Annotated in this window: 17 protein-coding genes and 3 tRNA genes; 11 read left to right on the forward strand and 9 right to left on the reverse strand. The window is 37.4% G+C overall.

From position 1 onward, the window contains the following. The first annotated feature begins 1 nt into the window (after position 1). Positions 2 to 685, forward strand: a complete 684-nt coding sequence (locus Q2U82_RS12515) for a DUF2461 domain-containing protein (RefSeq protein WP_410005195.1) — start codon at positions 2 to 4, stop codon at positions 683 to 685. Between the two features lie 11 nt (positions 686 to 696). On the opposite strand, the gene Q2U82_RS12520 is transcribed toward Q2U82_RS12515, so the two are convergent. Continuing rightward, complete coding sequence (locus Q2U82_RS12520) at positions 697 to 1,101, reverse strand: glyoxalase (protein ID WP_410005196.1); 405 nt, start codon at positions 1,099 to 1,101, stop codon at positions 697 to 699. A gap of 136 nt (positions 1,102 to 1,237) precedes the next feature. On the opposite strand from Q2U82_RS12520, the gene Q2U82_RS12525 reads away from it, so the two are divergent. Continuing rightward, positions 1,238 to 2,782 carry an NAD(P)H-hydrate dehydratase gene (locus Q2U82_RS12525; RefSeq protein WP_410005197.1) on the forward strand — a complete coding sequence of 515 codons (1,545 nt, stop codon included), beginning with the start codon at positions 1,238 to 1,240 and terminating at the stop codon, positions 2,780 to 2,782. A 69-nt stretch (positions 2,783 to 2,851) separates the two neighbouring features. On the opposite strand, the gene Q2U82_RS12530 is transcribed toward Q2U82_RS12525, so the two are convergent. Further along, positions 2,852 to 4,219: a TlpA family protein disulfide reductase gene (locus Q2U82_RS12530; RefSeq protein ID WP_410005198.1), complete on the reverse strand. Its 1,368-nt coding sequence runs from the start codon at positions 4,217 to 4,219 to the stop codon at positions 2,852 to 2,854. A 179-nt stretch (positions 4,220 to 4,398) separates the two neighbouring features. On the opposite strand from Q2U82_RS12530, the gene hutH reads away from it, so the two are divergent. Both hutH and Q2U82_RS12540 read left to right on the forward strand, forming a co-directional pair. Beyond that, the gene (gene hutH, locus Q2U82_RS12535; protein WP_410005199.1) at positions 4,399 to 5,910 is read left to right on the forward strand and encodes a histidine ammonia-lyase; all 1,512 of its coding nucleotides are present in this window, start codon (positions 4,399 to 4,401) and stop codon (positions 5,908 to 5,910) included. Between the two features lie 24 nt (positions 5,911 to 5,934). After that, positions 5,935 to 6,819, forward strand: coding sequence for a T9SS type A sorting domain-containing protein (locus Q2U82_RS12540; protein ID WP_410005200.1), 885 nt, complete (start codon positions 5,935 to 5,937; stop codon positions 6,817 to 6,819). Positions 6,820 to 6,833: 14 nt separating this feature from the next. Here the strand turns inward: Q2U82_RS12540 and Q2U82_RS12545 are convergent, their stop codons facing one another. Beyond that, a complete protein-coding gene (locus tag Q2U82_RS12545; RefSeq protein ID WP_410005201.1) occupies positions 6,834 to 7,211 on the reverse strand; it encodes a hypothetical protein in 378 nt (125 codons plus the stop codon). Between the two features lie 103 nt (positions 7,212 to 7,314). After that, a complete protein-coding gene (locus Q2U82_RS12550; protein WP_410005202.1) occupies positions 7,315 to 9,870 on the reverse strand; it encodes an ATP-dependent Clp protease ATP-binding subunit in 2,556 nt (851 codons plus the stop codon). Between the two features lie 255 nt (positions 9,871 to 10,125). On the opposite strand from Q2U82_RS12550, the gene gyrA reads away from it, so the two are divergent. Next, complete coding sequence (gene gyrA, locus Q2U82_RS12555) at positions 10,126 to 12,654, forward strand: DNA gyrase subunit A (protein ID WP_410005203.1); 2,529 nt, start codon at positions 10,126 to 10,128, stop codon at positions 12,652 to 12,654. Between the two features lie 10 nt (positions 12,655 to 12,664). Next, positions 12,665 to 13,918, forward strand: coding sequence for a tetratricopeptide repeat protein (locus tag Q2U82_RS12560; RefSeq protein ID WP_410005204.1), 1,254 nt, complete (start codon positions 12,665 to 12,667; stop codon positions 13,916 to 13,918). 68 nt (positions 13,919 to 13,986) lie between these two features. On the opposite strand, the gene Q2U82_RS12565 is transcribed toward Q2U82_RS12560, so the two are convergent. Next, the gene (locus Q2U82_RS12565; protein WP_410005205.1) at positions 13,987 to 14,736 is read right to left on the reverse strand and encodes an NlpC/P60 family protein; all 750 of its coding nucleotides are present in this window, start codon (positions 14,734 to 14,736) and stop codon (positions 13,987 to 13,989) included. A gap of 24 nt (positions 14,737 to 14,760) precedes the next feature. Next, complete coding sequence (locus Q2U82_RS12570; protein WP_410005206.1) at positions 14,761 to 15,939, reverse strand: acetyl-CoA C-acyltransferase; 1,179 nt, start codon at positions 15,937 to 15,939, stop codon at positions 14,761 to 14,763. Between the two features lie 130 nt (positions 15,940 to 16,069). On the opposite strand from Q2U82_RS12570, the gene Q2U82_RS12575 reads away from it, so the two are divergent. From Q2U82_RS12575 to Q2U82_RS12590, 4 genes are all read left to right on the forward strand, one after another. Continuing rightward, the gene (locus tag Q2U82_RS12575) at positions 16,070 to 18,115 is read left to right on the forward strand and encodes an HD family phosphohydrolase (RefSeq protein WP_410005207.1); all 2,046 of its coding nucleotides are present in this window, start codon (positions 16,070 to 16,072) and stop codon (positions 18,113 to 18,115) included. 150 nt (positions 18,116 to 18,265) lie between these two features. Further along, positions 18,266 to 18,349 (forward strand) — tRNA-Ser (locus tag Q2U82_RS12580). Between the two features lie 56 nt (positions 18,350 to 18,405). Further along, positions 18,406 to 18,480: transfer RNA gene (locus tag Q2U82_RS12585), tRNA-Pro, on the forward strand. A gap of 40 nt (positions 18,481 to 18,520) precedes the next feature. Then, positions 18,521 to 18,594 (forward strand) — tRNA-Arg (locus Q2U82_RS12590). 42 nt (positions 18,595 to 18,636) lie between these two features. Here Q2U82_RS12590 and Q2U82_RS12595 read toward each other — a convergent pair. The 3 genes from Q2U82_RS12595 to Q2U82_RS12605 form a co-directional block, all read right to left on the reverse strand. Further along, positions 18,637 to 19,806, reverse strand: a complete 1,170-nt coding sequence (locus Q2U82_RS12595; protein WP_410005208.1) for a THUMP-like domain-containing protein — start codon at positions 19,804 to 19,806, stop codon at positions 18,637 to 18,639. Between the two features lie 3 nt (positions 19,807 to 19,809). Further along, a complete protein-coding gene (locus tag Q2U82_RS12600) occupies positions 19,810 to 20,904 on the reverse strand; it encodes an AI-2E family transporter (protein ID WP_068760222.1) in 1,095 nt (364 codons plus the stop codon). A gap of 78 nt (positions 20,905 to 20,982) precedes the next feature. Continuing rightward, entirely contained in the window at positions 20,983 to 21,627 is a 645-nt protein-coding gene (locus tag Q2U82_RS12605; RefSeq protein ID WP_410005209.1) for a DUF4159 domain-containing protein, read from the reverse strand. A 108-nt stretch (positions 21,628 to 21,735) separates the two neighbouring features. Here Q2U82_RS12605 and Q2U82_RS12610 point away from each other — a divergent pair, with 108 nt between their 5' ends. Next, entirely contained in the window at positions 21,736 to 22,512 is a 777-nt protein-coding gene (locus Q2U82_RS12610; protein ID WP_410005210.1) for a DUF1223 domain-containing protein, read from the forward strand. The last annotated feature ends 36 nt before the right edge of the window (positions 22,513 to 22,548 follow it).

Raw genomic sequence — 22,548 nt, forward strand, 5'->3', positions numbered from 1 at the left:
AATGACCCCAACTATTCCAAAAGCTGCATTTGATTTCCTTTTAAAACTAAAAAAGAACAACAACCGCGAATGGATGCAGGAGCATAAAAAAGAATATCTGGCAAATGAAAAAGCTTTAAAAGAATTTTATGCAGCTGTAGAAAAAGGCCTGAATGTTACCGATGAAATTGCAACAACCAAGATTTTCAGAATAAACCGCGACATCCGCTTCAGTAATGATAAAACGCCGTACAACGTGCATCGCAGCGTAAGTTTCAGTAGGGCAGGAGCCCAGCGCCGGGGTGGTTATTACTTGCGTTTGGAATCAGGGAACAGCTATATGGCAGGAGGTTTCTTTGATCCAAATCCTGCTGATCTTTTAAGAATAAGAAAAGAGTTTGAAATGGACAGTTCTGAAATAAGGGAAATCTTGAATCAGAAAGATTTCAAAAATGCCTTTGGAAATTTCAATCAGGAATACGCCGTAAAGACCGCCCCAAAAGGTTTTAATAAAGAAGACGAAAACATAGATTTAATAAGGCTTAAGAATTTCTTCGTAAACCATCGCTTTACCGACGAAGAGGTATTTGCCTCAGATTTTAAGGATAATTTGATACACCATTACCAATTGCTCCGCCCATTTTTCAACTATATGAGCGACGTGCTGACCACCGATCTGAATGGTGAATCGTTGCTTGAGAATTAGTTTAAACCTTATTAAGCAAAATCATATTCCAAAAGCTGGATATTGCTTTTCAGCCGTTCCTTTACAATGTCCATCATCCGCTTGTTCAGCGCTGAAGAGTTTTGGATATAACTGTTGAACTCCTCCAAAGTGAACTGTCCAATTATAATGCCCTTCAAGGAATTTCGGAATTTCATATCCTTATGGATGGCGTTTTCAATATAATCCAACCGTTTTTCTATCGTAAGATCATAAAAAACATTTTTGTGTTTCGCCGTATAATTCCGGAAAGCCGCCAACAGCAAATCATTCTGAAGCTTTGCCACTGGCCGCAATGTCTTGTTTTGAAAACATTCGTCGGCAGACATATTGGGTGTGATTTTGGCGGAAGGGATTTCGGGGCGCATGCGCAGAAGCATACTATCTCTAGTTTCCATTGTGTGGTTTTTTCTAAAATTAAAGATTAAGCTGTGTTTATTTATAAATACTTGGATTAGTTATAAACGTTGTTTTCAACAATTACGAAGGAATGTTATTATCTTTGGAAGTATTGGTATCAAAATAGATTTTTAAATGAAAATATTCTCAGCAGCGCAATTATATGAAGCCGATAAAACCACGGTAGAAAAGCAAAAAATCACATCAGCAGACTTGATGGAGCGAGCGGGAACGCAAATATTTCAATGGTTGCACCAACGCTTAAATGGCGCGCCCGTGCCTATCCATATTTTTTGTGGCATCGGCGATAACGGTGGCGATGGACTTGTGGTGGGCAGACTATTGATAGAACACGGCTATAGTGTTATTGTTTATGTTGTGAATTGCAGTGACAAGCGTTCCAAAAACTTTTTGTTGAATTATGACAAGATTAAGAATGTGACCAAAAATTGGCCCCTTTTGATGAAAGGCGAAGATGATTTCCCCGAAATAAATTCTGAGGATATTATTGTGGATGCCATATTCGGGATAGGTCTAAACCGTTGCCCCGGCGGTTGGGTGAAAAAATTGATTCAATATCTTAACGAAAGTAAAGCCTTTAAATTGGCGGTTGACATTCCAAGTGGACTTTATTCAAATGCTCCTTTGGAAGATAAAGAAGCCGTTTTAAAAGCAAACCATACACTCACATTCCAAGCTCCGAAACTCGCTTTCTTTTTACCGGAAACCGCTGTTTTTGCTCCAAGCTTTGATGTTTTGGATATCGGTTTGGATCTGGAGTTTTTGCACAATGCCGAGCCCTTGGCACAATTAATTTCAAAACCTGAAGCACAACGTTTTTATCAAACTCGGGAAAAATTTGGACATAAAGGAACTTATGGCCACGCTTTGATTGTTGCCGGAAGTTACGGAAAGATGGGGGCTGCCATACTTTCAACCACTGCTGCTTTTAGGATTGGTTCGGGAATGGTGACGGCTTTTGTTCCGAAATGCGGCTACAACATTTTGCAGACAGCCATTCCCGAGGCAATGGTGATTACCGATAACGAAGAAGCATTTTTAAGTGATATTTCGTTTGATTTTGAACCTTCTGCAATTGGAGTGGGGATGGGTATCGGCAAAAACAAAGCTACTGTGGAAGCTTTAAAGAAATTATTTACGGACAGTGAAATTCCTTTTGTAATTGATGCAGATGCTTTAAACAATATTTCCGAAAATAAAGGCTTGTTGAAATTGCTTCCGAAGCATTCAGTTTTAACGCCTCATCCCGGGGAATTAAAAAGACTCATCGGCGAATGGAAGGACGATTACGACAAGCTTGAAAAAGTAAAGAAATTTTCAGAGAAACACGAAGTTGTTGTAGTCATTAAAGGGGCATATACCATCACGGTTTATGGCGATAAGCTTTATATAAACACTACCGGAAACCCTGGAATGGCAACGGCCGGCAGTGGCGATGCGTTAAGTGGTGTTATTACAGGTTTGCTTTCCCAAGGGTACGATCCCTTGCTAGCCTCAGTATTTGGAGTTTATATGCACGGCAGCGCAGGCGATATTGCATCTGAACAAATGGGCTTTGAAGCAGTAATGGCGGGAGATATTATCGATAATTTGGGAGAAGCGTATTTAGATTTATTTGCACAAACTGAACCCGAAAATGAATCGAGTGAAAAAAATTAACCACGAAAACACAGCTATTTTTTTACAGCAATTGTGAAATCGTGGTTTAATTTTTTTTGAATTAAAAATTTACAGCAACCCATCCAAGGTTTTTCGTAACATTGGGTCCGAGGGCCTTGGCGCATCTGCAGAAACGATATTTCCTTTCGGATCAATCAATATAAATCTTGGGATTCCCATAATGGCGTAGTCTTCTATAAATTTTGATTTCCAGTTATTGTCTGCCATTAGCTGAATTCCGCCCAATTGCTTTTCAGAAACCATCGCTTTCCATTTGTCGTAATCCTTAGGTTCATCAATGGAAATACTTACAAACTGAATATTTTTACCGTGATAATCTTTTTCAACTTGCAGCAACGAAGGAATTTCACGCAAGCAAGGTCCGCACCAAGTTGCCCAAACATCTATATAAACATATTTACCTTTTAAAGATGCCAAATCGGTAGTGCCACCTTTGTGGTTTTCATAATTGAAAGTAGGCGAGGGGTTTCCTTCGGTAATTGCTTTCAGTTTGTTGTAGTGTTCCGTGATCTTTGCAAGATTTTCAGGATTTGGATCGCTATTTTTATAAATAGTATATGCTTCATCTAAAGTTGCATCTGGCTTAAGCCCAAATTGTAAATAGGAACTCATCATTTCATCTTTTGCATAGCCATCCGGAAGTGCTTCATCAACTTTTTTAAGATACATAACAGTTTGGTTATTGTTGCCGCTCTCAAAAGTTTCTTCATTTACCAATCTATTAAAATGGGCTTCTAGTAAATTTTGGTAACCAACAGAATTTCTAAATGCAACTGTGTCTTTAAAGTTTATGTTTTTTAGTCCATCGTAAAAATCGCTTGAAACTCTATAGGCTTCATTTCCTGAATAATAACGATGCGCGTCTTTGTAGTTTTCAATCAAAATTGCTCGGGAATATAAATCTTCTTCGTCAAGACTTTTTTTAAAATTTTCATCTGAAATATTGCTTGAAGCATATAGACTATCTAAACTTTTTTGATTGGCTTCTATTTTTTTCAGAAAAGGTTCCTCTTCCAAAGAGAACAAATCTTTGTAATTGACTTTTTGTTCGTTCCACAAAAATTTAGCGGCCAAGAAGTTATTTGTATTTGCCAGATCACCAGAATATTTAATGGATTCATCAAATTCATCAGCATTTAAGTTTACAGAAAGATTTTTTCCTCTTTCAAGGTAAATTCCAGTGCTTTCACGGCCTACATAAAGATCATAAAAACCATCGGTCTTTATATAAAGCGTATCTGTAAATTGCCCCTTTTCATCAATAGCTAAAGTGGCTTCAAAATTCTTTCCGCGAATAACTGCGGTTTCAGCGGTGTTGTTTTCAACAGTTCCATTAATCAAGGAATAATCAGGTTTTTCTTCTTGTTTGCAAGAAATTACAAAGAGCACTAATAGAAATAAGCTTAATTTTTTCATTTTAGATGAATTTTAATTGGAAAGTAAAATTACGTATTGAATAAATAATTCTATCCACTGTATTTTGTTAATTTTTTCAATATGAATTCAATGAAAAAAGACGCTAATCTGCTTTTGAAACGAAGAAAGATGGCGCAGCAATTTAAAAATAGTATTTTTGCCAAAAGAATACCTTCCCAATGCAAGAGACACATTATATAAGTTCAGAAATTCTTGATTTAACATCTGTCAAGGAAATTATTGAAAACCATAAAATCCTGGAGCTTTCTGAAGAAGCACAGCTAAATATAAAAAAATCCAGAGAGTATTTAATTCATAAAATGAAGGATAACGAAACGCCTGTTTATGGTATAAACACAGGTTTTGGTTCTTTGTGCAATGTAAAAATATCTTCTGAAAACCTTTCTAAATTACAGGAAAACCTTGTAATGTCCCACGCGTGTGGAACGGGTGAGTTTGTTCCAAAACCTATCATAAAATTGATGCTTTTGCTTAAAATACAATCGCTCAGTTATGGCTATAGTGGCGTGCAAATTGAAACGGTTAAAAGACTTATTGCATTTTACAACAATGATATTTTACCAGTAATTTACAATCAAGGAAGTTTGGGAGCTTCAGGCGATTTGGCGCCTTTAGCACATCTGTCCCTTCCCTTGCTTGGAAAAGGTGAAGTTTATTATGGCGGCGAACGGATTTCTTCAGAAAAAATGCTTAAAAAATTTAATTGGGAACCCATTACCCTACAGGCCAAAGAAGGTTTGGCGTTGCTTAATGGCACACAGTTTATGAGTGCCTACGGCGTTTATTGCCTTTTGAAAAGTTTTAAACTCTCTTATTTGGCTGATTTAATTGGTGCTATTTCCGTAGATGCTTTTGATTGTAATATGAGTCCTTATAATGCTTTGGTGCATTTGGTTCGTCCACACAGAGGGCAGGTAAAAACAGCAGAGCAGATTTTAGAGTTTTTGGAAGGAAGCGAATTGGGGGTTTCTGAAAAGAAAAATGTGCAGGATCCGTATTCTTTCCGTTGTATTCCTCAGGTCCATGGTGCTACAAAAGATACGCTACATTTTGTGCATAAGACCTTTAAGACTGAAATCAATTCTGTAACAGATAATCCAAACATTTTTGTAAACGAGGATGTTATTATTTCTGGCGGAAACTTTCATGGGCAACCTTTGGCGCTTGCATTAGATTATTTGGGGATTGCAATGGCGGAGCTTGGTAATATTTCTGAAAGAAGAACTTATCAATTGGTTTCCGGTTTAAGGGAACTGCCTGCTTTTCTAGTTGATAATCCTGGATTGAACAGTGGTTTTATGATTCCGCAATATACCGCAGCGAGCATTGTGAGTCAGAATAAACAACTGGCTACACCGGCCTCTACAGATTCCATTGTTTCTTCAAATGGGCAAGAAGACCATGTGAGTATGGGGGCAAACGGTGCAACCAAATGTTTACGCATAATTGAAAATATTGAAACTATTCTTGCCATTGAATTGATGAATGCTTCACAAGCATTAAAATTTAGGGAGCCAAAAAAATCCTCTCCTTTTGTAGAGTCTTTTTTAAAACCTTACCGTTCCATAGTTCCCTTTATTGAAAACGACAGATTGATGGCGGATGATATTCACGCCAGTGTTGCTTTTATACAATCTCTAGATGTAGATACTGATATTTTGTTCGGGTAATTTAAATTAAAGTCAAAACATATTATGAAGCTAAAAGTATTAATTGTGGTTTTTTTCTTTTTTGGTTTTTCGGCTTTTTCACAAAGCTATAAACCATTGCTCGACAATTTGAATGAATGGCATTTTACAACCTGTTATTTTGGATGTACAACAGATGTATATTATACCGATGGCGACACTATTGTTGATGGAAAGAATTATAAAATTTTGGATGGGTATCATTACATTTCCCGAACTTTTCTAATCCGTGAGGATGTACCTACCAAGAAAGTTTATTTGAATATAGTTTCTTCCATATTTAATGAAGAATTTTTATTATATGATTTTTCCTTGAATGAAGGTGATACTTTCAATATGAAAAACCCTGTCAGTCCTTTTCCGCAAGATGGGGGAGCGTTTTTACTGGATTCCATTGTTGAAAGGCCATTGGTGGATGGCAATGAATATAAACATTTTTATTTTTCCCCAGCACCCGGAAATACTATAAGTACAGAAAACGCTGTTTGGATAGAAGGAATGGGATCCCTTTCTATAATAAATGCTCCGGGAGGTCACCCAGATATTAATGGAGTGGGACATTTAAGCTGTTTTTTTAAAAATACAGAGGCGTTTTATGCAAACCTAGATTCCATTGATGATTGCATCCCTTTAATTTTAGAAACTAAAAAATATAATTTGGAGGAGGTTATCGTTTCAAAACAAACCAATTATAACAACTGTATTTTAAGCAATACCAAAAAAGTAAAAAGTGTAACCATTTTTGACCTTTCCGGAAAAAAACTTGAAATGAAAACCAATAATGGACAGAATTCCATGATTCTTGATTTGTCAAATTATCAGAATGGTTTGTATTTTCTTTTGGCTTCTGGGTATGGAGATACTAAAAAAGCTTTTAAGATTATAAAATAATCTGTTTTTTAGAATTATCTAGGTAGGTTTTCAATCATTTCTTTAACCCAATTTTTTGCTTCATCCAGATTTGTAAAATGTTTGAGGGGTTTTTTTAAAAATCGTCTTTCAACTTCCAAGTTGCTAGCTTTCAGTCCATTTGCTGAAACCACAGCAAAGGCTACTAGGTTTTCTATTTCCGAAGTTTTTATGTAAACCATAGGGTTTACGGCATAACTATTTTTTCGATAGGTGATATAGCCAAATTTTTTTCCTTTGTAATATTTTTTTGCAATATTCTCCAAATCATCATTATACTCGGGTTTTACCGTAATTCCTTCTTTCATGACCACTAGCACGAAATTCTCAAAAACTCGAATTTCTCCAAATTCAAAATTTAAAGTATCAATCATAAGAAACTTATTTGGTAAATGTAAAGTACGGATTTTTAAGATATTAAATAAAAAAATTCCCAAAAATAATATTTTGGGAATTTTTAAATTTTAAAAACAATAGTTAAGATTCAGTTGTTTTCTTCTGCTTTTTAATTTTTATTGTCAGCTCGTTCGTCTTTTCATCAAGATCCATTGTAATTCCATCCCCTTCCTGCAAACTGCTGTTGATGATTTCTTCTGCCAATGCATCTTCAATATATTTTTGAATGGCCCTGTTCAAAGGTCTTGCCCCATATTGCTTGTCAAATCCTTTATCTGCAATATAATCCTTCGCTTTATCAGTAAGTTTTAAATCGTAACCTAAATCTGCAATTCGAGCAAAAAGTTTGTCCAGCTCTATATCAATAATTTTGTGGATATCCTCTCTTTCCAATGCATTAAAGACCATAACATCATCAATTCGGTTTAGGAATTCAGGCGCAAAGGTTTTTTTCAAAGCATTTTCAATCACACTTTTCGTGTGCGTTTCCTCTTGGCTCTTTTTTGCAGCGGTTCCAAAACCAACTCCTTGTCCAAAGTCCTTTATTTGACGTGCACCAATGTTGGAAGTCATAATAATGATTGTATTTCTAAAATCAATCTTTCTTCCAAGACTATCGGTTAAATATCCATCATCCAAAACCTGTAGCAACATATTGAATACATCAGGATGCGCTTTTTCAATTTCATCTAAAAGAACAACGGCATAAGGTTTTCTTCTAATTTTTTCGGTCAATTGACCACCTTCTTCATAACCCACATATCCCGGAGGCGCTCCAACCAAACGTGAAATGGCAAATTTCTCCATATACTCACTCATATCAATTCGGATCAATGCGTTTTCAGAATCGAACAATTCGCGAGCCAAAACTTTTGCAAGTTGGGTTTTACCTACACCTGTTTGTCCCAAGAAAATAAAGGAACCAATCGGTTTGTTGGGGTCTTTTAATCCTGCGCGGTTTCGTTGGATAGCTTTCACCACTTTCGCAACAGCTTCGTCTTGGCCAATTACCTTTCCTTTTATTCGGTCGGGTAGGGCTGCAAGCTTGGTGCTTTCGGTCTGTGCAATTCTGTTTACCGGAATGCCGGTCATCATTGAAACTACTTCAGCAACGTTTTCTTCGTCAACGGTTTCTTTGTGAAGTTTTGAATCGGCTTCCCATTGTTCCTGTTGCACAACAAGTTCTTTTTCAAGATTTTTCTCATCGTCCCGAAGTTTTGCGGCTTCTTCGTATTTCTGCTTTTTTACAACAGTATTTTTTAGTTCACGAACTTCTTCCAGCTGTTTCTCCAATTCCAAAATTTTATCGGGAACGTGAATGTTGGTGATGTGAACACGTGAGCCAGCTTCATCCAAAGCATCTATAGCTTTATCTGGAAGAAAACGCTCAGTCATATACCTATTGGTAAGCGTAACGCATGCTTTTATAGCTTCTGGAGTATAAATTACATTATGGTGCGTTTCGTATTTGTCTTTAATATTGGTTAGAATCTCTATTGTTTCTTCAACAGTAGTCGGCTCAACCAATACTTTTTGAAAACGGCGTTCAAGTGCTCCATCTTTTTCAATATATTGACGGTATTCATCCAAAGTGGTTGCGCCAATACATTGAATTTCACCCCTTGCCAAAGCTGGCTTAAACATATTTGAAGCATCTAAAGAGCCTGTTGCGCCACCGGCACCAACAATTGTGTGGATTTCATCGATAAAAAGAATAATGTCATCATTCTTTTCTAGCTCGTTCATCACAGCTTTCATACGTTCCTCAAACTGCCCGCGGTATTTTGTTCCCGCAACTAGGCTAGCTAAATCTAAAGTAACAACTCTCTTATCGTAAAGGATTCGCGAAACTTTCCGTTGAATTATTCGAAGTGCCAAACCTTCGGCAATAGCAGATTTCCCAACACCAGGCTCACCGATTAGTAAAGGGTTGTTTTTCTTTCTTCGGCTTAAAATCTGTGAAACACGTTGAATTTCGCTTTCACGTCCCACAACAGGGTCTAATTTTCCTTCTTCTGCCATCGCAGTTAGATCTCTTCCGAAGTTATCCAAAACAGGGGTTTTGGATTTTTTGTTCGTTTTTGCTGTTGTTCCTGAAAACAAGTTTTCTTTATTTGCATCTTCGGCTGAAGTATCATCGTCATTTGGAAATGATTCAGCACTAGGGGTGTTGTCTATATAATCGTCGTCGTTTGTAATCATAAGTTTAAATTGATCTTTTACCACGTCATAATCTATCTTCATTTTGTTCAACAATTTCGTAGTTGGGTCATTTTCATTCCTAAGAATGCACAAAAGTAAATGAGCCGTATTGATGGAATTGCTTTGAAAAAGTTTTGCTTCCAAAAATGTGGTCTTCAAAGCCCTTTCCGCTTGGCGGGTTAGGTGAAGGTTCTTTTTATCGTTTGTATTTGTAGTGATGCCCGGATTAGCAGGGCTCAATATTTCTACTTTTCTTCGTAAATGGTTCAAGTCTATTGCAAGTGCATTCAAAATAGTTACCGCTTTGCCATTGCCATCTCTTAAAAGACCAAGCATTAAATGCTCAGTGCCAATAAAATCGTGGCCTAAGCGCAGCGCTTCTTCTTTGCTGTAGGCTATTACATCTTTTACTCTGGGGGAAAAATTATCATCCATATTTTAAATCCTCTCTTCTGTTTGGTACTAAATTAACCAAAATAGGACAAAAACTGTTCCTCTTTGATATCATTTTAGTAAAAGGACAAAATATATAGTGGAATTCAAAGGATATGCAACGATACTTATTAACGATTTTGACCCCCAATTTTGTTAATAAATTCGTGAATAACGAATGGCAAAAACCCCTGTTAAACCTACGAAAAAGTGTATCTTGCTCCATTAGTTTAACAACGATAATTAATCCTATTTTTTATGGCTGAAGGTGATAAAATAATCCCTATTAACATTGAAGATGAAATGAAATCTGCCTACATCGATTATTCGATGTCGGTCATAGTGTCACGTGCGCTGCCAGATGTTCGCGATGGAATGAAACCTGTACACAGAAGAGTTTTGTTCGGAATGCACGAACTGGGCATTAGAGCTACGGGCGCTCATAAAAAATCCGCGAGAATTGTGGGAGAGGTTCTCGGTAAATACCATCCACACGGAGATACATCTGTTTATGACGCGATGGTGCGTATGGCGCAAGAATGGAGTTTGCGCTATTTGCTGGTTGACGGCCAGGGAAACTTTGGCTCAGTTGATGGTGATAGCCCGGCTGCAATGCGATATACAGAAGCGAGAATGCAGAAGATTTCTGAAGATATGCTCGCTGATATTGATAAAGAAACTGTTGATCATCAATTAAACTTTGACGATACCTTAAAGGAGCCAACTGTCCTTCCAACTCGTGTTCCAGGGCTTTTAATCAATGGAGCTTCCGGAATTGCGGTAGGTATGGCAACAAATATGCCTCCACATAACTTAACCGAAGTTGTAAACGGAATCATCGCCTATATTGAGGATAACGATATAGATATCGATGGTTTAATGCAGCACGTAAAAGCGCCTGATTTCCCAACGGGTGGAATTATTTACGGCTACGAAGGTGTTCGAGAGGCTTTCCATACAGGTCGTGGCCGCGTAGTAATGCGTGCCAAAGCGAGTTTTGAAGAGGTTCAAGGCCGCGAATGCATCATCGTTACTGAAATTCCATATCAAGTGAACAAAGCGGATATGATCAAAAAAACCGCTGATATGGTAAACGAAAAGAAAATTGAGGGCATTTCAAACATTCGAGACGAGAGTGATAGGAATGGAATGCGCATCGTTTACATTTTGAAGCGTGACGCCATTCCAAATATTGTTTTAAATACCCTATATAAATACACTGCCTTGCAGTCCAGTTTCAGTGTGAACAATATTGCGCTGGTAAATGGAAGACCGCAAATGCTGAATTTGAAGGAATTGATTCATTATTTTGTGGAGCACCGTCACGAAGTAGTTGTTCGTCGAACTGAATATTTACTTCGAAAAGCTGAAGAGCGGGCGCATATTTTAGAAGGTTTAATTATTGCTTCCGATAATATTGACGAAGTAATTAGATTGATTCGCGCTTCTTCCAATGCAGATGAAGCAAGGGAAAAGTTGATGGAAGCTTTCAAGCTTACTGAAATCCAAGCCAAGGCAATCGTTGAAATGCGTCTTCGTCAATTGACGGGTCTGGAGCAGGACAAACTTCGCAGCGAGTATGAAGAGTTAATGAAAACCATTAGTGATTATAAGGAAATTCTTGCCAGCAAAGAGCGAAGAATGCAGATCATTAAAGAGGAACTTGTTGAAATTCGTGAAAAATATGGAGATGAACGCCGCTCAACTATTGAATATGCTGGCGGTGACGTGAGTATTACAGATTTGATAGCCGATGAACAGGTTGTTTTGACTATTTCGCATGCAGGTTATATTAAGCGTACCTCGCTTTCAGAATACAAAACCCAAAATAGAGGTGGGGTTGGCCAAAAAGCTTCCGCTACAAGGAATGAGGATTTCTTAGAGCATCTTTTTGTAGGAACCAATCACCAATATATGCTTTTCTTCACCCAAAAAGGAAAATGTTTCTGGATGCGCGTTTTTGAAATTCCTGAAGGAACAAGAACGTCAAAGGGAAGAGCTATTCAGAATTTGATAAATATTGAACCGGATGATAAAGTAATGGCCTTCATCTGTACCCAAGATTTAAAAGATGAAGAGTACGTGAACAGTCATTATGTTATAATGGCCACTAAACAAGGACAGGTAAAGAAAACTCCTTTAGAGCAATATTCAAGACCTCGAACTAATGGTATCAACGCAATAACTATCCGTGAAGACGATGAGTTGCTTGAAGCAAAATTGACAACGGGCAACAGTCAGGTAATGTTAGCAGTACGCTCCGGAAAAGCCATTCGTTTTGAAGAAGAAAAAACCAGGTCTATGGGGCGAAATGCTTCAGGAGTTCGTGGAATAAGACTTGGCGATAAAAATGACGAAGTTATCGGAATGATTGCCGTAAACGAAAATGATTCTGACATTCTTGTTGTTTCCGAAAACGGTTACGGAAAACGTTCTCCAATAGAAGATTATAGAATTACAAACCGTGGCGGAAAAGGTGTGAAAACTATTAATATTACGGAAAAAACAGGTAAATTAGTAGCAATCAAGAATGTAACCGATGATGATGATTTAATGATTATCAACAAATCAGGCATAGCCATAAGAATGGCAGTTGCTAATCTAAGGGTTATGGGCCGCGCCACACAAGGCGTGCGATTAATAAAAGTAAGGGAAGATGATGCCATTGCCGCCGTTGCAAAAGCAATGAAGGATGAAGATGATGAAGAAATCACTGAAGCAATGGATGATTCCAATAATGGCACTACTCTTGATAATAACGAAACTCAAACCGAAAATAACGAATAAACTTTAACACATGAAAACACGAATTTTAATAACAGGACTGGCTTTTGTATCTGCTATTTCATTTGGACAGAAAAAAGAAATTAAAAAAGCAGAAAAGGCTATCCAATCTAATGAATACAGTGAAGCATTAACTTATTTAAACGAAGCTGAACCCATGCTTGGCTCGGTAGATAATGATTTAAAGGCTCAATTTTATGCCGCAAAAGGCGAAGCATTATTAGGTTCTGGCGGCTCTGATTACACAAAATTGAAAAAAGCGGCTGAAGCCTTTACTACTGCACTTGAAATGGATCCTAAAATTGAAACCCAATTATCGGTTCCTTTACAAAATCTGCGTGCCGCATTGATAAATGGGGCTGTAAAAGATCAAGGCGCTGGTCAATACAAAATGGCAACTGATAAATTATATACCAGTTATACGGTAAGTAAAGACCCTTCAGATTTATATTTTGCTGCTAGCAATGCTGTTAATGGGAAAGATTATGACGCTGCTCTAAAGTATTACCAAATGGTTTTAGATTCTGGTTACACAGGTGTAACTGAAGAATTTGTTGCAACCAATAAAGAAACTGGAGAAGTGGAAGCTTTTGAGAATGAAAATGTAAGAAATATAGCTGTAAAATCTGGACAATTTATAAAGCCAGAAAAACGTGTAACTGAATCTAGAAAAGGGGAGGTGCTCAGGAACATGACTCTTATTTATATTGAGCAAGGCAACAATGAAAAAGCTACCTCTCTTATGAAAACTGCCCGAGCTGAGAACCCAGGTGATATTTACCTAATGCGTGCAGACGCAGATATGAGCTACAAAATGGGAGATATTGCAAGATACAATGACTTAATGGGTCAAATAGTGGCATCTGATCCTGAAAATCCAGAAATCTATTTCAACCTTGGCGTTGGTAGTGCGGAAATTGGAAACAAAGAAAAAGCTATTGAATATTATAATAAAGCTTTGGAATTGAATCCTGACTATGAAGCTGCATTAATTAATATTGCAGTTTTGAAACTTTCCGGCGAAGATAAAATAGTTGAAGAAATGAACAGCTTAGGAAACTCTAGAGCAGACAACCAAAAGTATGATGAGCTGAAAGAAAAACGCAATACCCTTTACACAGAAACGTTGCCATATTTGGAAAAAGCATTAAAATTGAAGCCTGACAGTAAAGAGGTTGTTAGAACTTTAATGAATATTTATGGACAGCTTGCAGAAGATGCAAAATATAATGAAATGAAAGCTAAGCTTGAATCAATGGAAAAGTAAGGATAAGGATAAAACCCCCTTCAGATAATTAAAACAAAGACCCCTGAAATTTCAGGGGTCTTTGTTTTTTATATAATTCGCTTTATAACTCGGAGTTTATGGGTGTGATTACGCAATTCATAATTAAAAATACCGCTGTGGTCCAATCTATCAATGCGAACTTTTCCATGAGCATGGATTATGTAGTTGTCTGCCATGATTATTCCAACGTGCGTAATTTTTCCTTCGTCATTGTCAAAAAAAGCTAAATCGCCAGGTTCGCTTTCTTCAATAAAACTTAATGCTTCCCCTTGCGTTGCCTGTTGGCTGGCATCGCGAAGTAATTTGTAGCCGTTCAGCTTATAGACCATTTGCGTAAAGCCACTGCAATCAATGCCGAACGGACTTTTACCGCCCCATAAATACGGTGAATTTAAATAGAGCAACGCGGTTTCAATTAAATGTTCCTTCGGAAGTGTTCCGTAAATTGACTTTCCTTCAAAATGTTGCTTTAAAAATGCAGCGGAAGAAATGTTGCTTCCCAAACAAATGGAAAACAATTGATTGTCTTGGGCGGTAACAAAATCAACCAAATCTGAAGAAAGTTCAAGTTCTTTCGCTTCGAAAGCTGAATAATTTTCCTCGGAAATAGTTACGTATTGCTTGTTGTCTATCCAGCCTTCATATTTATCAAACGCCAAACGGATGCGGCTCCATTTTTTTCGGGTTTCCAATATTTTGAAATGTTCGCCATAAAGCACTTGCGTCACCATTTCACTCGCATCGGAAGCTTCGGCTCGGAGAGGAACAATACTTAAATTACTGATGCCGTAATCCATTCAGAATTTATTGAAATATACGGTTTAGATTCTTTCAATTACCATTGCCGATGCACCGCCACCGCCATTGCAGATAGCTGCGGCACCAATTTTGGCATCGTTTTGTTTTAAAACATTTAGAAGTGTAATCAAAATACGAACGCCACTACAACCAAGAGGATGGCCTAAAGAAACTGCGCCTCCGTTCACGTTTACATTACTGTCGTTAAGCCCTAAAATTTTCATATTGGCAAGCCCTACAACTGCGAAAGCTTCGTTGAATTCAAAATAATCCACATCTTTAATATCTATTCCGGCTTTTGCAATGGCTTTTGGAAGTGCCTTTGCCGGCGCGGTGGTAAACCATTTTGGTTCCTGTGCGGCATCGGCATAACTTTTTATATAAGCCAAGGGAGTTAAGCCCATTTCTTTCGCTTTCGCTTCACTCATCAAAACCATCGCGCCCGCACCGTCATTTATTGTTGATGCGTTTGCGGCTGTAACGGTTCCGTCTTTTGAAAATGCTGGACGCAAAGAAGATATTTTGTCCATTTTCACATTTTTGTATTCCTCATCTTCTGAAACTATAACTGGTTCTCCGCGACGTTGTGGGACTTCAACGGAAATTACTTCATCTTTAAACTTTCCGTCAGCCCAAGCTTTTGCGGAACGTTCGTATGATTTTATAGCGAAAGCATCTTGTTCTTCACGCGAAAAATTATATTCGGTAGCACAAAGATCTGCGCAGGTTCCCATTGCATTATGATCGTAAGCATCAACCAAACCGTCTTTTTGCATTCCGTCAATCAATGAGGCAGGGCCAAATTTTGTTCCGTTGCGCATATGCACATAATGTGGAATATTGCTCATGCTTTCCATTCCGCCGGCAACCACAACATCTGCATCGCCAAGCGCGATTGCCTGTGCTGCTTGCATAACGGCTTTCATGCCTGAGGCGCAAACTTTATTTACGGTTGTACTTGGTACGGTATCGGGTAGTCCAGCACCTAAAGCAGCTTGTCGTGCGGGAGCTTGGCCAACGCCCGCTTGTACCACATTACCCATAAAAACTTCCTGCACCAAAGATGGGTCAAGATTTATTTTTTCCATCGCGCCTTTAATGGCTGCTGAACCCAATTGGGTTGCGGTTAGTGAAGAAAGACTTCCCATAAAACTTCCAATGGGGGTTCTGGCTGCGGATACTATAACTACTTTATTGCTCATGCTACTTTTTTATATATTTAAAATAAGGACTGCGAAATTACGGATTTCTAACTTAAATATCAATCTTTGCAAGTATTGGTTTTGGGATAACTCGTTCCTTATTTATACCTTTACTTTAAGTAATAAATTTATGAAGAACCTTTTTTCTTTGTTCGCAAAAAACCAATCCCTTATATACAAGGTTTTTCTTTTCATAGTTTCCACGCTTTTAATTATTTATTTCCTGCCGAAAGGCGGCCAATTCAAATACAATTTCCAAAAAGGAAAACCTTGGCAGTATGAAAACCTGTATGCGCCTTTCAGTTTCACTATAAAGAAAAATGAAGATACACTCAAGAAAGAACGGGAAGAAATTCGAGCCAACGCCATTCCATATTTTGAATATGATAGTGAGGTAGAGGCGAGTGTTATCGAAAATTTCAACAATAACCTTGAAGTTAAATATATTGACAGCCTTTTTAAAACTCCAGAAAAAACGGTTGAGCGATTAGCTAATGTTTTTATTTCAGATGTTTATAAAAATGGGGTTACTGACGAGATTCACAATTATGACAATGATAGGCTAATTTATCTTAAAAAAGGAAACGAGATTGAAGAGCGCAACTATTCACAATTATTCAAAAAAGAGAACCTGAACAAAAAGGTTCGGGAGTTGGTTGAGAAGAATAAAGTTGAAGATGTTCAGGTACTTCTTTACAATATATTGAATGAGGTTTTTGAGCCAAACGTAAAGTTGAATTCAAAACTTACAGAGGCATCTATAGATGCTGAAATAAAGGCACTCAATCCAAATCGCGGAATCATTGAAAAAGGCGGACGTATTATCGCAAAAGGAGAAGTGGTTGAAGGCGATAAGTTTCAAATCCTGGAATCGTTGAAAGCTGAATTTCAAAGTCAGATTTGGAGTAAAAATAACTATCTCTGGCTTTTGGTTGGATACTCTTTGTTAGTGTCTTTAGTGTTTTTAATGCTTTTTCTCTTTTTGAAAAATTATAGGCCGTATATATATAATAACAACACCAAGGTAACCTTTATATTTTTCAATATTTTTTTGATGGTTTTCCTCACCACGCTTGTGCTGAAGGTTCATTCCGACTATGTGTATGTGGTGCCAATATGTATTTTGCCACTTATCTTGAAGGCATTCTTTGATCCGCGAGTGGGTCTTTTTGTGCATGTTTTGACAATTCTTTTGCTTGGTTTTATTGTTCCGAACAGTTTTGAATATATGTTTCTTCAGTTTATAGCTGGAATTGTAACCATTCTTACCGTATCAGAATTATATAAAAGAGCAAACCTGTTCATATCTGTGGGACAGATAACGCTGATTTACATTTTAGGATACTTTGCTTTTTTTGTAATTCAGGAAGGAAATATACAGACCCTACAATGGGAAAACTTTGGATATTTTATACTTTGCGGCTTGGCAACCCTTTTTGCCCATCCACTGATTTATTTTTATGAAAAAATCTTCGGATTGGTTTCGGACGTTTCACTGCTGGAATTGAGCGATACAAATTCAAAATTACTGAAAGAACTATCAAACAAAGCTCCGGGGACTTTTCACCATTCATTGAACGTGGCAAATTTAGCAGAAGCTTCTGCTAACGAAATTGGGGCCAATAGTATGTTGGTTCGCGTGGGTGCGCTTTATCACGATATAGGAAAAATGCTAAACCCAACAATGTTTACTGAAAACCAAGCTAATTCAATTAATTCACATAACGAACTTGATCCAAAGGAAAGTGCCCAAATTATTATTGATCACGTAATAAAAGGAATAGAAATAGCCAGAAAAAATAATTTACCCGACCGTGTAATTGATTTTATCAGAACCCATCATGGAACAAGTTTGGTCTATTATTTTTATAAAAAAGAGCGGGAACAGCAAGGCTCGGCTAATAAGGAAGATTTTATATATCCCGGACCAATTCCCTTTTCAAAGGAAACAGCGATTTTGATGATGGCAGATAGTGTAGAGGCTGCAAGCAAAAGTTTAAAAGAGCCATCCTCCACAATAATAGATGAGTTTGTTGAAAAGATAATCAACAATCAAATGGCTCAGGGACAGTTTTTGAACGCAAACATTACTTTTAAGGAAATTGAAATGATAAAGAAAGTTTTAAAAAAGAAATTGAACAATATTTATCATTTAAGGGTTGAGTATCCTGAATAATTACTTTTTTAAATATTTTTTATAATCGTAATATGCTCAAAAAGAGAGTGCTTAAAATTTATGAAAAAAACGTAAAATTTTTGTTGCGTTATAGCATTTATAAAGTTACATTTGCAACCGCATTTTAGGATGACACGTTCATAAAAAACTGGAGAGGTGCCGGAGTGGTAACGGAGCAGATTGCTAATCTGTCGACGGGTAACCGTCGCCAGGGTTCGAATCCCTGTCTCTCCGCATTATAGAGTTTAAAAAAACTCAAAATTACAGTGAACAATATTAATTGCTGTTCACGGGGTGTAGCGTAGCCCGGTTATCGCGCCTGCTTTGGGAGCAGGAGGCCGCAGGTTCGAATCCTGCCACCCCGACAAAAACCGGACACACTGTTCGGTTTTTTTGTTTATCAATGGTCGCGTAGCTCAGCTGGATAGAGCATCTGCCTTCTAAGCAGACGGTCACAGGTTCGAATCCTGTCGCGATCACTTTAAATCCCCATTTTTTTGGGGATTTTTTGTTTTTGGAAATTAAATTTTAGAACAAATCAACATTTGTTTTTTGTCCTCTAGATTGGTTTCAAAAAACAAATATACATCCCCACCATCCGCTATTTTCCATTTTTTTCGAAGTGTCTCAACAGATTCAGGGAAATTCCGGGTTGCAATATTTGCTTTTTTGAAAGTTAGCGCAGCCCGCATTTCGCTTTTGGAATAAAGAACTGCTTTTTCAATCAAAAAACTTCTCCCCGGGAAATCAACTAAGGTTTCACTCGTGTAAAGATGTGTGTTTTTGTGAAGTTTGTTTACTTTCAGTTTTTCGGAAATTAAATCGAAAGCCCCACTTTTTAAAATGGCAGCGTTTGGTTCAAAAAGATATTTTTGAGGCAGACTGTAGTTTGCTGTTGCGGCTTCATTCCAATTAAAATCAAAAATTTCAGGGCCCGATTTTGTAAAATTTATGGTTTTGATTTTTAGTGCTTCGGAAGTATCTTTTTTTAACAGCCAAAGAAGTTCCTTCACTTCATTATCAATCGCAACTATATGGATTTCTGTAACATTTTGCAATTCACCCAATCCAACTGAAATATCAAGCATAGGTGATGTCTTCAAAAGAAACTGGTCGCAATTATTTATTATTTCCGATATATTTTCAGGAATGTTTGGCTGGCAGTCTTTCAGAAAAAACACTTTTCCTTTGCTATCGTGGCGGCGGGAAGGATCTGCATAAATAATATTGTATTTTTTGAATAAAACGGCCTGTAATCCATCTTCGGAAAAACATTTTATATTTTCTTTTTCGAAAACTTTAAAATTATGCGCAGCTATTTCTGAAAGCGCGGGATTTATTTCAAAATGATGCACCGTGGCAATTTTTTCAGAAAAGAAAAAACTGTCAATTCCGAAACCTCCCGTTATATCTGCAAGGGTTTCACCTTTTACTAACGAAGCTTTATATTCAGCGGTTATTTCGGAAGAAGTTTGCTCAAGATTTAATTTGGGTGGAAAAAGAATATTTGGGGTTTCAATCCAGTGTTGCAGTTTTTTTTCAGCCTTTTTTCTGCTTTCAATTTGCTGCATCAACTCTTGCACCGAAACATTTTCAAACGGGCTTCCTGCAAAGGCCAATTTTGAAACTTCCCCTTCAAAGTTTTGAATGAATTTCTGAACTTCTTTATTTAATAGCGCTTCGTTGAGCAATGGCTACATGTTTTTGGTGAGACGCTGTACCACTTTATATTCTGAAAGAAATTCCTTCGCTATAACTTTTAAAGTAGTGTAAGTAGGCACGGCAAGTATCATTCCCGGAATGCCAAAAACAAAACCACCGATTAAGATTACAATAAAAATCTCTAAGGGATGGGAGCGTACACTATGGCCAAAAATAACGGGCTGGGATATCAAATTATCGAATAATTGGGCCAAGGCATAATACCCGGAAGCCCAAAGTAAAGGAGGTAAAAGACCAGATGAGAAATCGGCTCCCAAATTGTTTGAAACGATTACCAAAAGCATCAAAATCCAACCAATTAATGGGCCCAAATAGGGAACTATATTTAAAAAAGCGCAAATTATTGCAACGGCAACGGCATCCTTAATATCCAAAAAGAGCAATAAAACCGAATAAAAAAGCGCCAGTATAGATATCTGGAACAAAAGCCCAATAAAATATCTGGAAAGCAATTCCTTTACTTTTATCAATATTCTTTTGAATTTTTCTTCATCACCCCTTTTTGAAAACGCCAGCACAGAACGGGCTATTAGGTACTCGTCTTTGAGAAGGAAAAAGGAAATAAACAAAACAGAGAAAAGACCAACAATGGTGCTGCCAATGTTTCCAAAGAAAATATCTATAAAACTGGGGATTATTTCCACATCCAGATTTTGAACATATGAGGTGCGTTTTATAGCTTCAACCAGCTGAAAATGGTCCACACCAAGATAATCACTGGCTTGTACATTCAGTTCGTTTAAATCGCGCTTAACCTGCTCAAAATCAATTTGGGAAATATGTTTTCCCTGTTCAATAATGATTGGAACAAAAATGCTCAACAATAAACCGAAAGTCCCCATAATTAAAAGGAGCGTAACCACAGAGGCGAACGTATTGCCCAGTCTCAACCGACGTCTTAAAAACAAAACAACGGGTCGTCCAACCAATGACAGTACAAGTGCAAGACCAATGTAGAGAATAAGGGCTTGGATATCGAAAAGAAACCATAACAAAATAAAAATACCCGCTATTACAGCGAGTGCTCTAAGTATTCCTATAGTTATTGCATTTGCAGTGGCTTTCACAAAGTAAATATACTATATTCCTTTGTAGAAAAAATCAAAGTTTTGTTAAGGGTGTTGGATGCGGGGTTTTGGGTGAAGTCAATTTTCAAAAACGTATTTAATGATATTTGCGCCCATTTGCAGTGCCTTCAACCTAACATCCTGCGGATCGTTGTGTACTTCAGGGTTTTCCCAACCGTCACCAAGATCGGTTTCAAAAGTGTAAAGTAAAACCAATCTGTCTTCCACAAAAATGCCAAACGCTTGTGGTCGTCCGCCGTCGTGCTCGTGAATTTTGGGCATTCCCTGTGGAAATTTGTAAAAATAACTGAACATCGGGAAATTGGCTGGAAGCTCTTTTAATTCCTTATTCGGAAATATTTTTACGATTTCTTTTCGAATATATTGGTCAATCCCGTAGTTGTCATCAATATGGAGAAAGCCACCGCTCATCAAATAATTTCTTAGGTTTTCAGCTTCTTCAGCAGAAAAATAAACATTTCCGTGGCCCGTCATATGCACAAAGGGATAATCAAAAATATCCACACTTCCGGGCGTAACCGTTTGCGTTTTTTCCTTTAGGGAAGTATCAATATGCTCATTGCAGAATTTGGCCAAATTGGGAAGTGAAGTTGGATTTGCATACCAATCGCCACCGCCGCCGTATTGCAAAAGCGCGATTTCTTGGGCTGAAAGGCTTCCGATAAAAACCAAAAAGAAAATTGAAAAGAGTTTTAAGCGCATAGTTTTCAAAAGTACTAATTCAGGAAGAATAAATGTAAAAAACAATTTTTGAAAATACTCGGTATGTAAGTTTTTTGGGAACGTACGGACAAAGTTTAAAATGTTACTATGAAATTTTTAGCGTCTTTGCTTATTTTCCCAGTTATTTTAGGAATGTGTTCTTTCAATAAAGAACCTAATAAATCTTCGGAAATAACAACCAAAATTACAATCACACCTGAAAACAAACCCTTTGCCATTGTTCAGCTTTTTACTTCACAAGGTTGCAGTAGCTGTCCAAGTGCTGATTTACTTTTGGAAAAAGTGGAAAAAGAATATGAAGGAAAAAATGTTTTTGTGCTTTCCTATCACGTTGATTACTGGAACCGTTTGGGTTGGAAAGATGTTTTCAGCAAAAAGGAATTTTCAGATTTGCAATACAGCTACAGCAGTAAATTTGGGGGCTCCAGCGTTTACACTCCACAAGCAATCGTGAACGGTGATGTTCACTTTGTTGGATCCAGCGAAGCAAAAATGGACGCTTACCTTTCAAAATATTTAAAGATTGATTCTGAAAATGTTTTGACGCTTTCAGATGTAAAAAAGCTGGACAAACAAATAGAATTTAATTATAAAGTGGAAGGAAATGTTACAGGAAAAAGTTTAAAAATTGCCTTCGCTATCAAAAAAAAGGAAACAAAGGTGAAGCGTGGTGAAAACAGTGGGCGTATGCTTTCGAGCGTGAATATTGTTGTTGAACAAATAGAAATTTCACTGAATAAAACCTCCGGAAGCGGAATTATAAAAATCCCAGAGTTGGTTGAAAATGGAGATTCGCTCACTTTGATTGGATTTATCCAATCCCAAAATTTTGATATTACTGCTGCTGCGCAGGAAAAAATATAATCGGTTCCTTTGAAACCCAACAGATTTATCCTCCAA

It is taken from the genome of Aequorivita nionensis (assembly GCF_046352995.1).
Lineage (GTDB): Bacteria > Bacteroidota > Bacteroidia > Flavobacteriales > Flavobacteriaceae > Aequorivita > Aequorivita nionensis.

Bases quoted from the DNA above. Each gene is read 5' to 3' on its own strand.
- Q2U82_RS12550 (WP_410005202.1), bottom strand. From the start codon at position 9,870: ATGGATGATAATTTTTCCCCCAGAGTAAAAGATGTAATAGCCTACAGC.
- Q2U82_RS12520 (WP_410005196.1), bottom strand. From the start codon at position 1,101: ATGGAAACTAGAGATAGTATGCTTCTGCGCATGCGCCCCGAAATCCCT.
- Q2U82_RS12515 (WP_410005195.1), top strand. From the start codon at position 2: ATGACCCCAACTATTCCAAAAGCTGCATTTGATTTCCTTTTAAAACTA.
- gyrA (WP_410005203.1), top strand. From the start codon at position 10,126: ATGGCTGAAGGTGATAAAATAATCCCTATTAACATTGAAGATGAAATG.
- Q2U82_RS12610 (WP_410005210.1), top strand. From the start codon at position 21,736: ATGAAATTTTTAGCGTCTTTGCTTATTTTCCCAGTTATTTTAGGAATG.
- Q2U82_RS12605 (WP_410005209.1), bottom strand. From the start codon at position 21,627: ATGCGCTTAAAACTCTTTTCAATTTTCTTTTTGGTTTTTATCGGAAGC.
- Q2U82_RS12545 (WP_410005201.1), bottom strand. From the start codon at position 7,211: ATGATTGATACTTTAAATTTTGAATTTGGAGAAATTCGAGTTTTTGAG.
- Q2U82_RS12575 (WP_410005207.1), top strand. From the start codon at position 16,070: ATGAAGAACCTTTTTTCTTTGTTCGCAAAAAACCAATCCCTTATATAC.
- Q2U82_RS12570 (WP_410005206.1), bottom strand. From the start codon at position 15,939: ATGAGCAATAAAGTAGTTATAGTATCCGCAGCCAGAACCCCCATTGGA.
- Q2U82_RS12530 (WP_410005198.1), bottom strand. From the start codon at position 4,219: ATGAAAAAATTAAGCTTATTTCTATTAGTGCTCTTTGTAATTTCTTGC.
- Q2U82_RS12525 (WP_410005197.1), top strand. From the start codon at position 1,238: ATGAAAATATTCTCAGCAGCGCAATTATATGAAGCCGATAAAACCACG.
- Q2U82_RS12540 (WP_410005200.1), top strand. From the start codon at position 5,935: ATGAAGCTAAAAGTATTAATTGTGGTTTTTTTCTTTTTTGGTTTTTCG.
- Q2U82_RS12560 (WP_410005204.1), top strand. From the start codon at position 12,665: ATGAAAACACGAATTTTAATAACAGGACTGGCTTTTGTATCTGCTATT.
- Q2U82_RS12565 (WP_410005205.1), bottom strand. From the start codon at position 14,736: ATGGATTACGGCATCAGTAATTTAAGTATTGTTCCTCTCCGAGCCGAA.
- hutH (WP_410005199.1), top strand. From the start codon at position 4,399: ATGCAAGAGACACATTATATAAGTTCAGAAATTCTTGATTTAACATCT.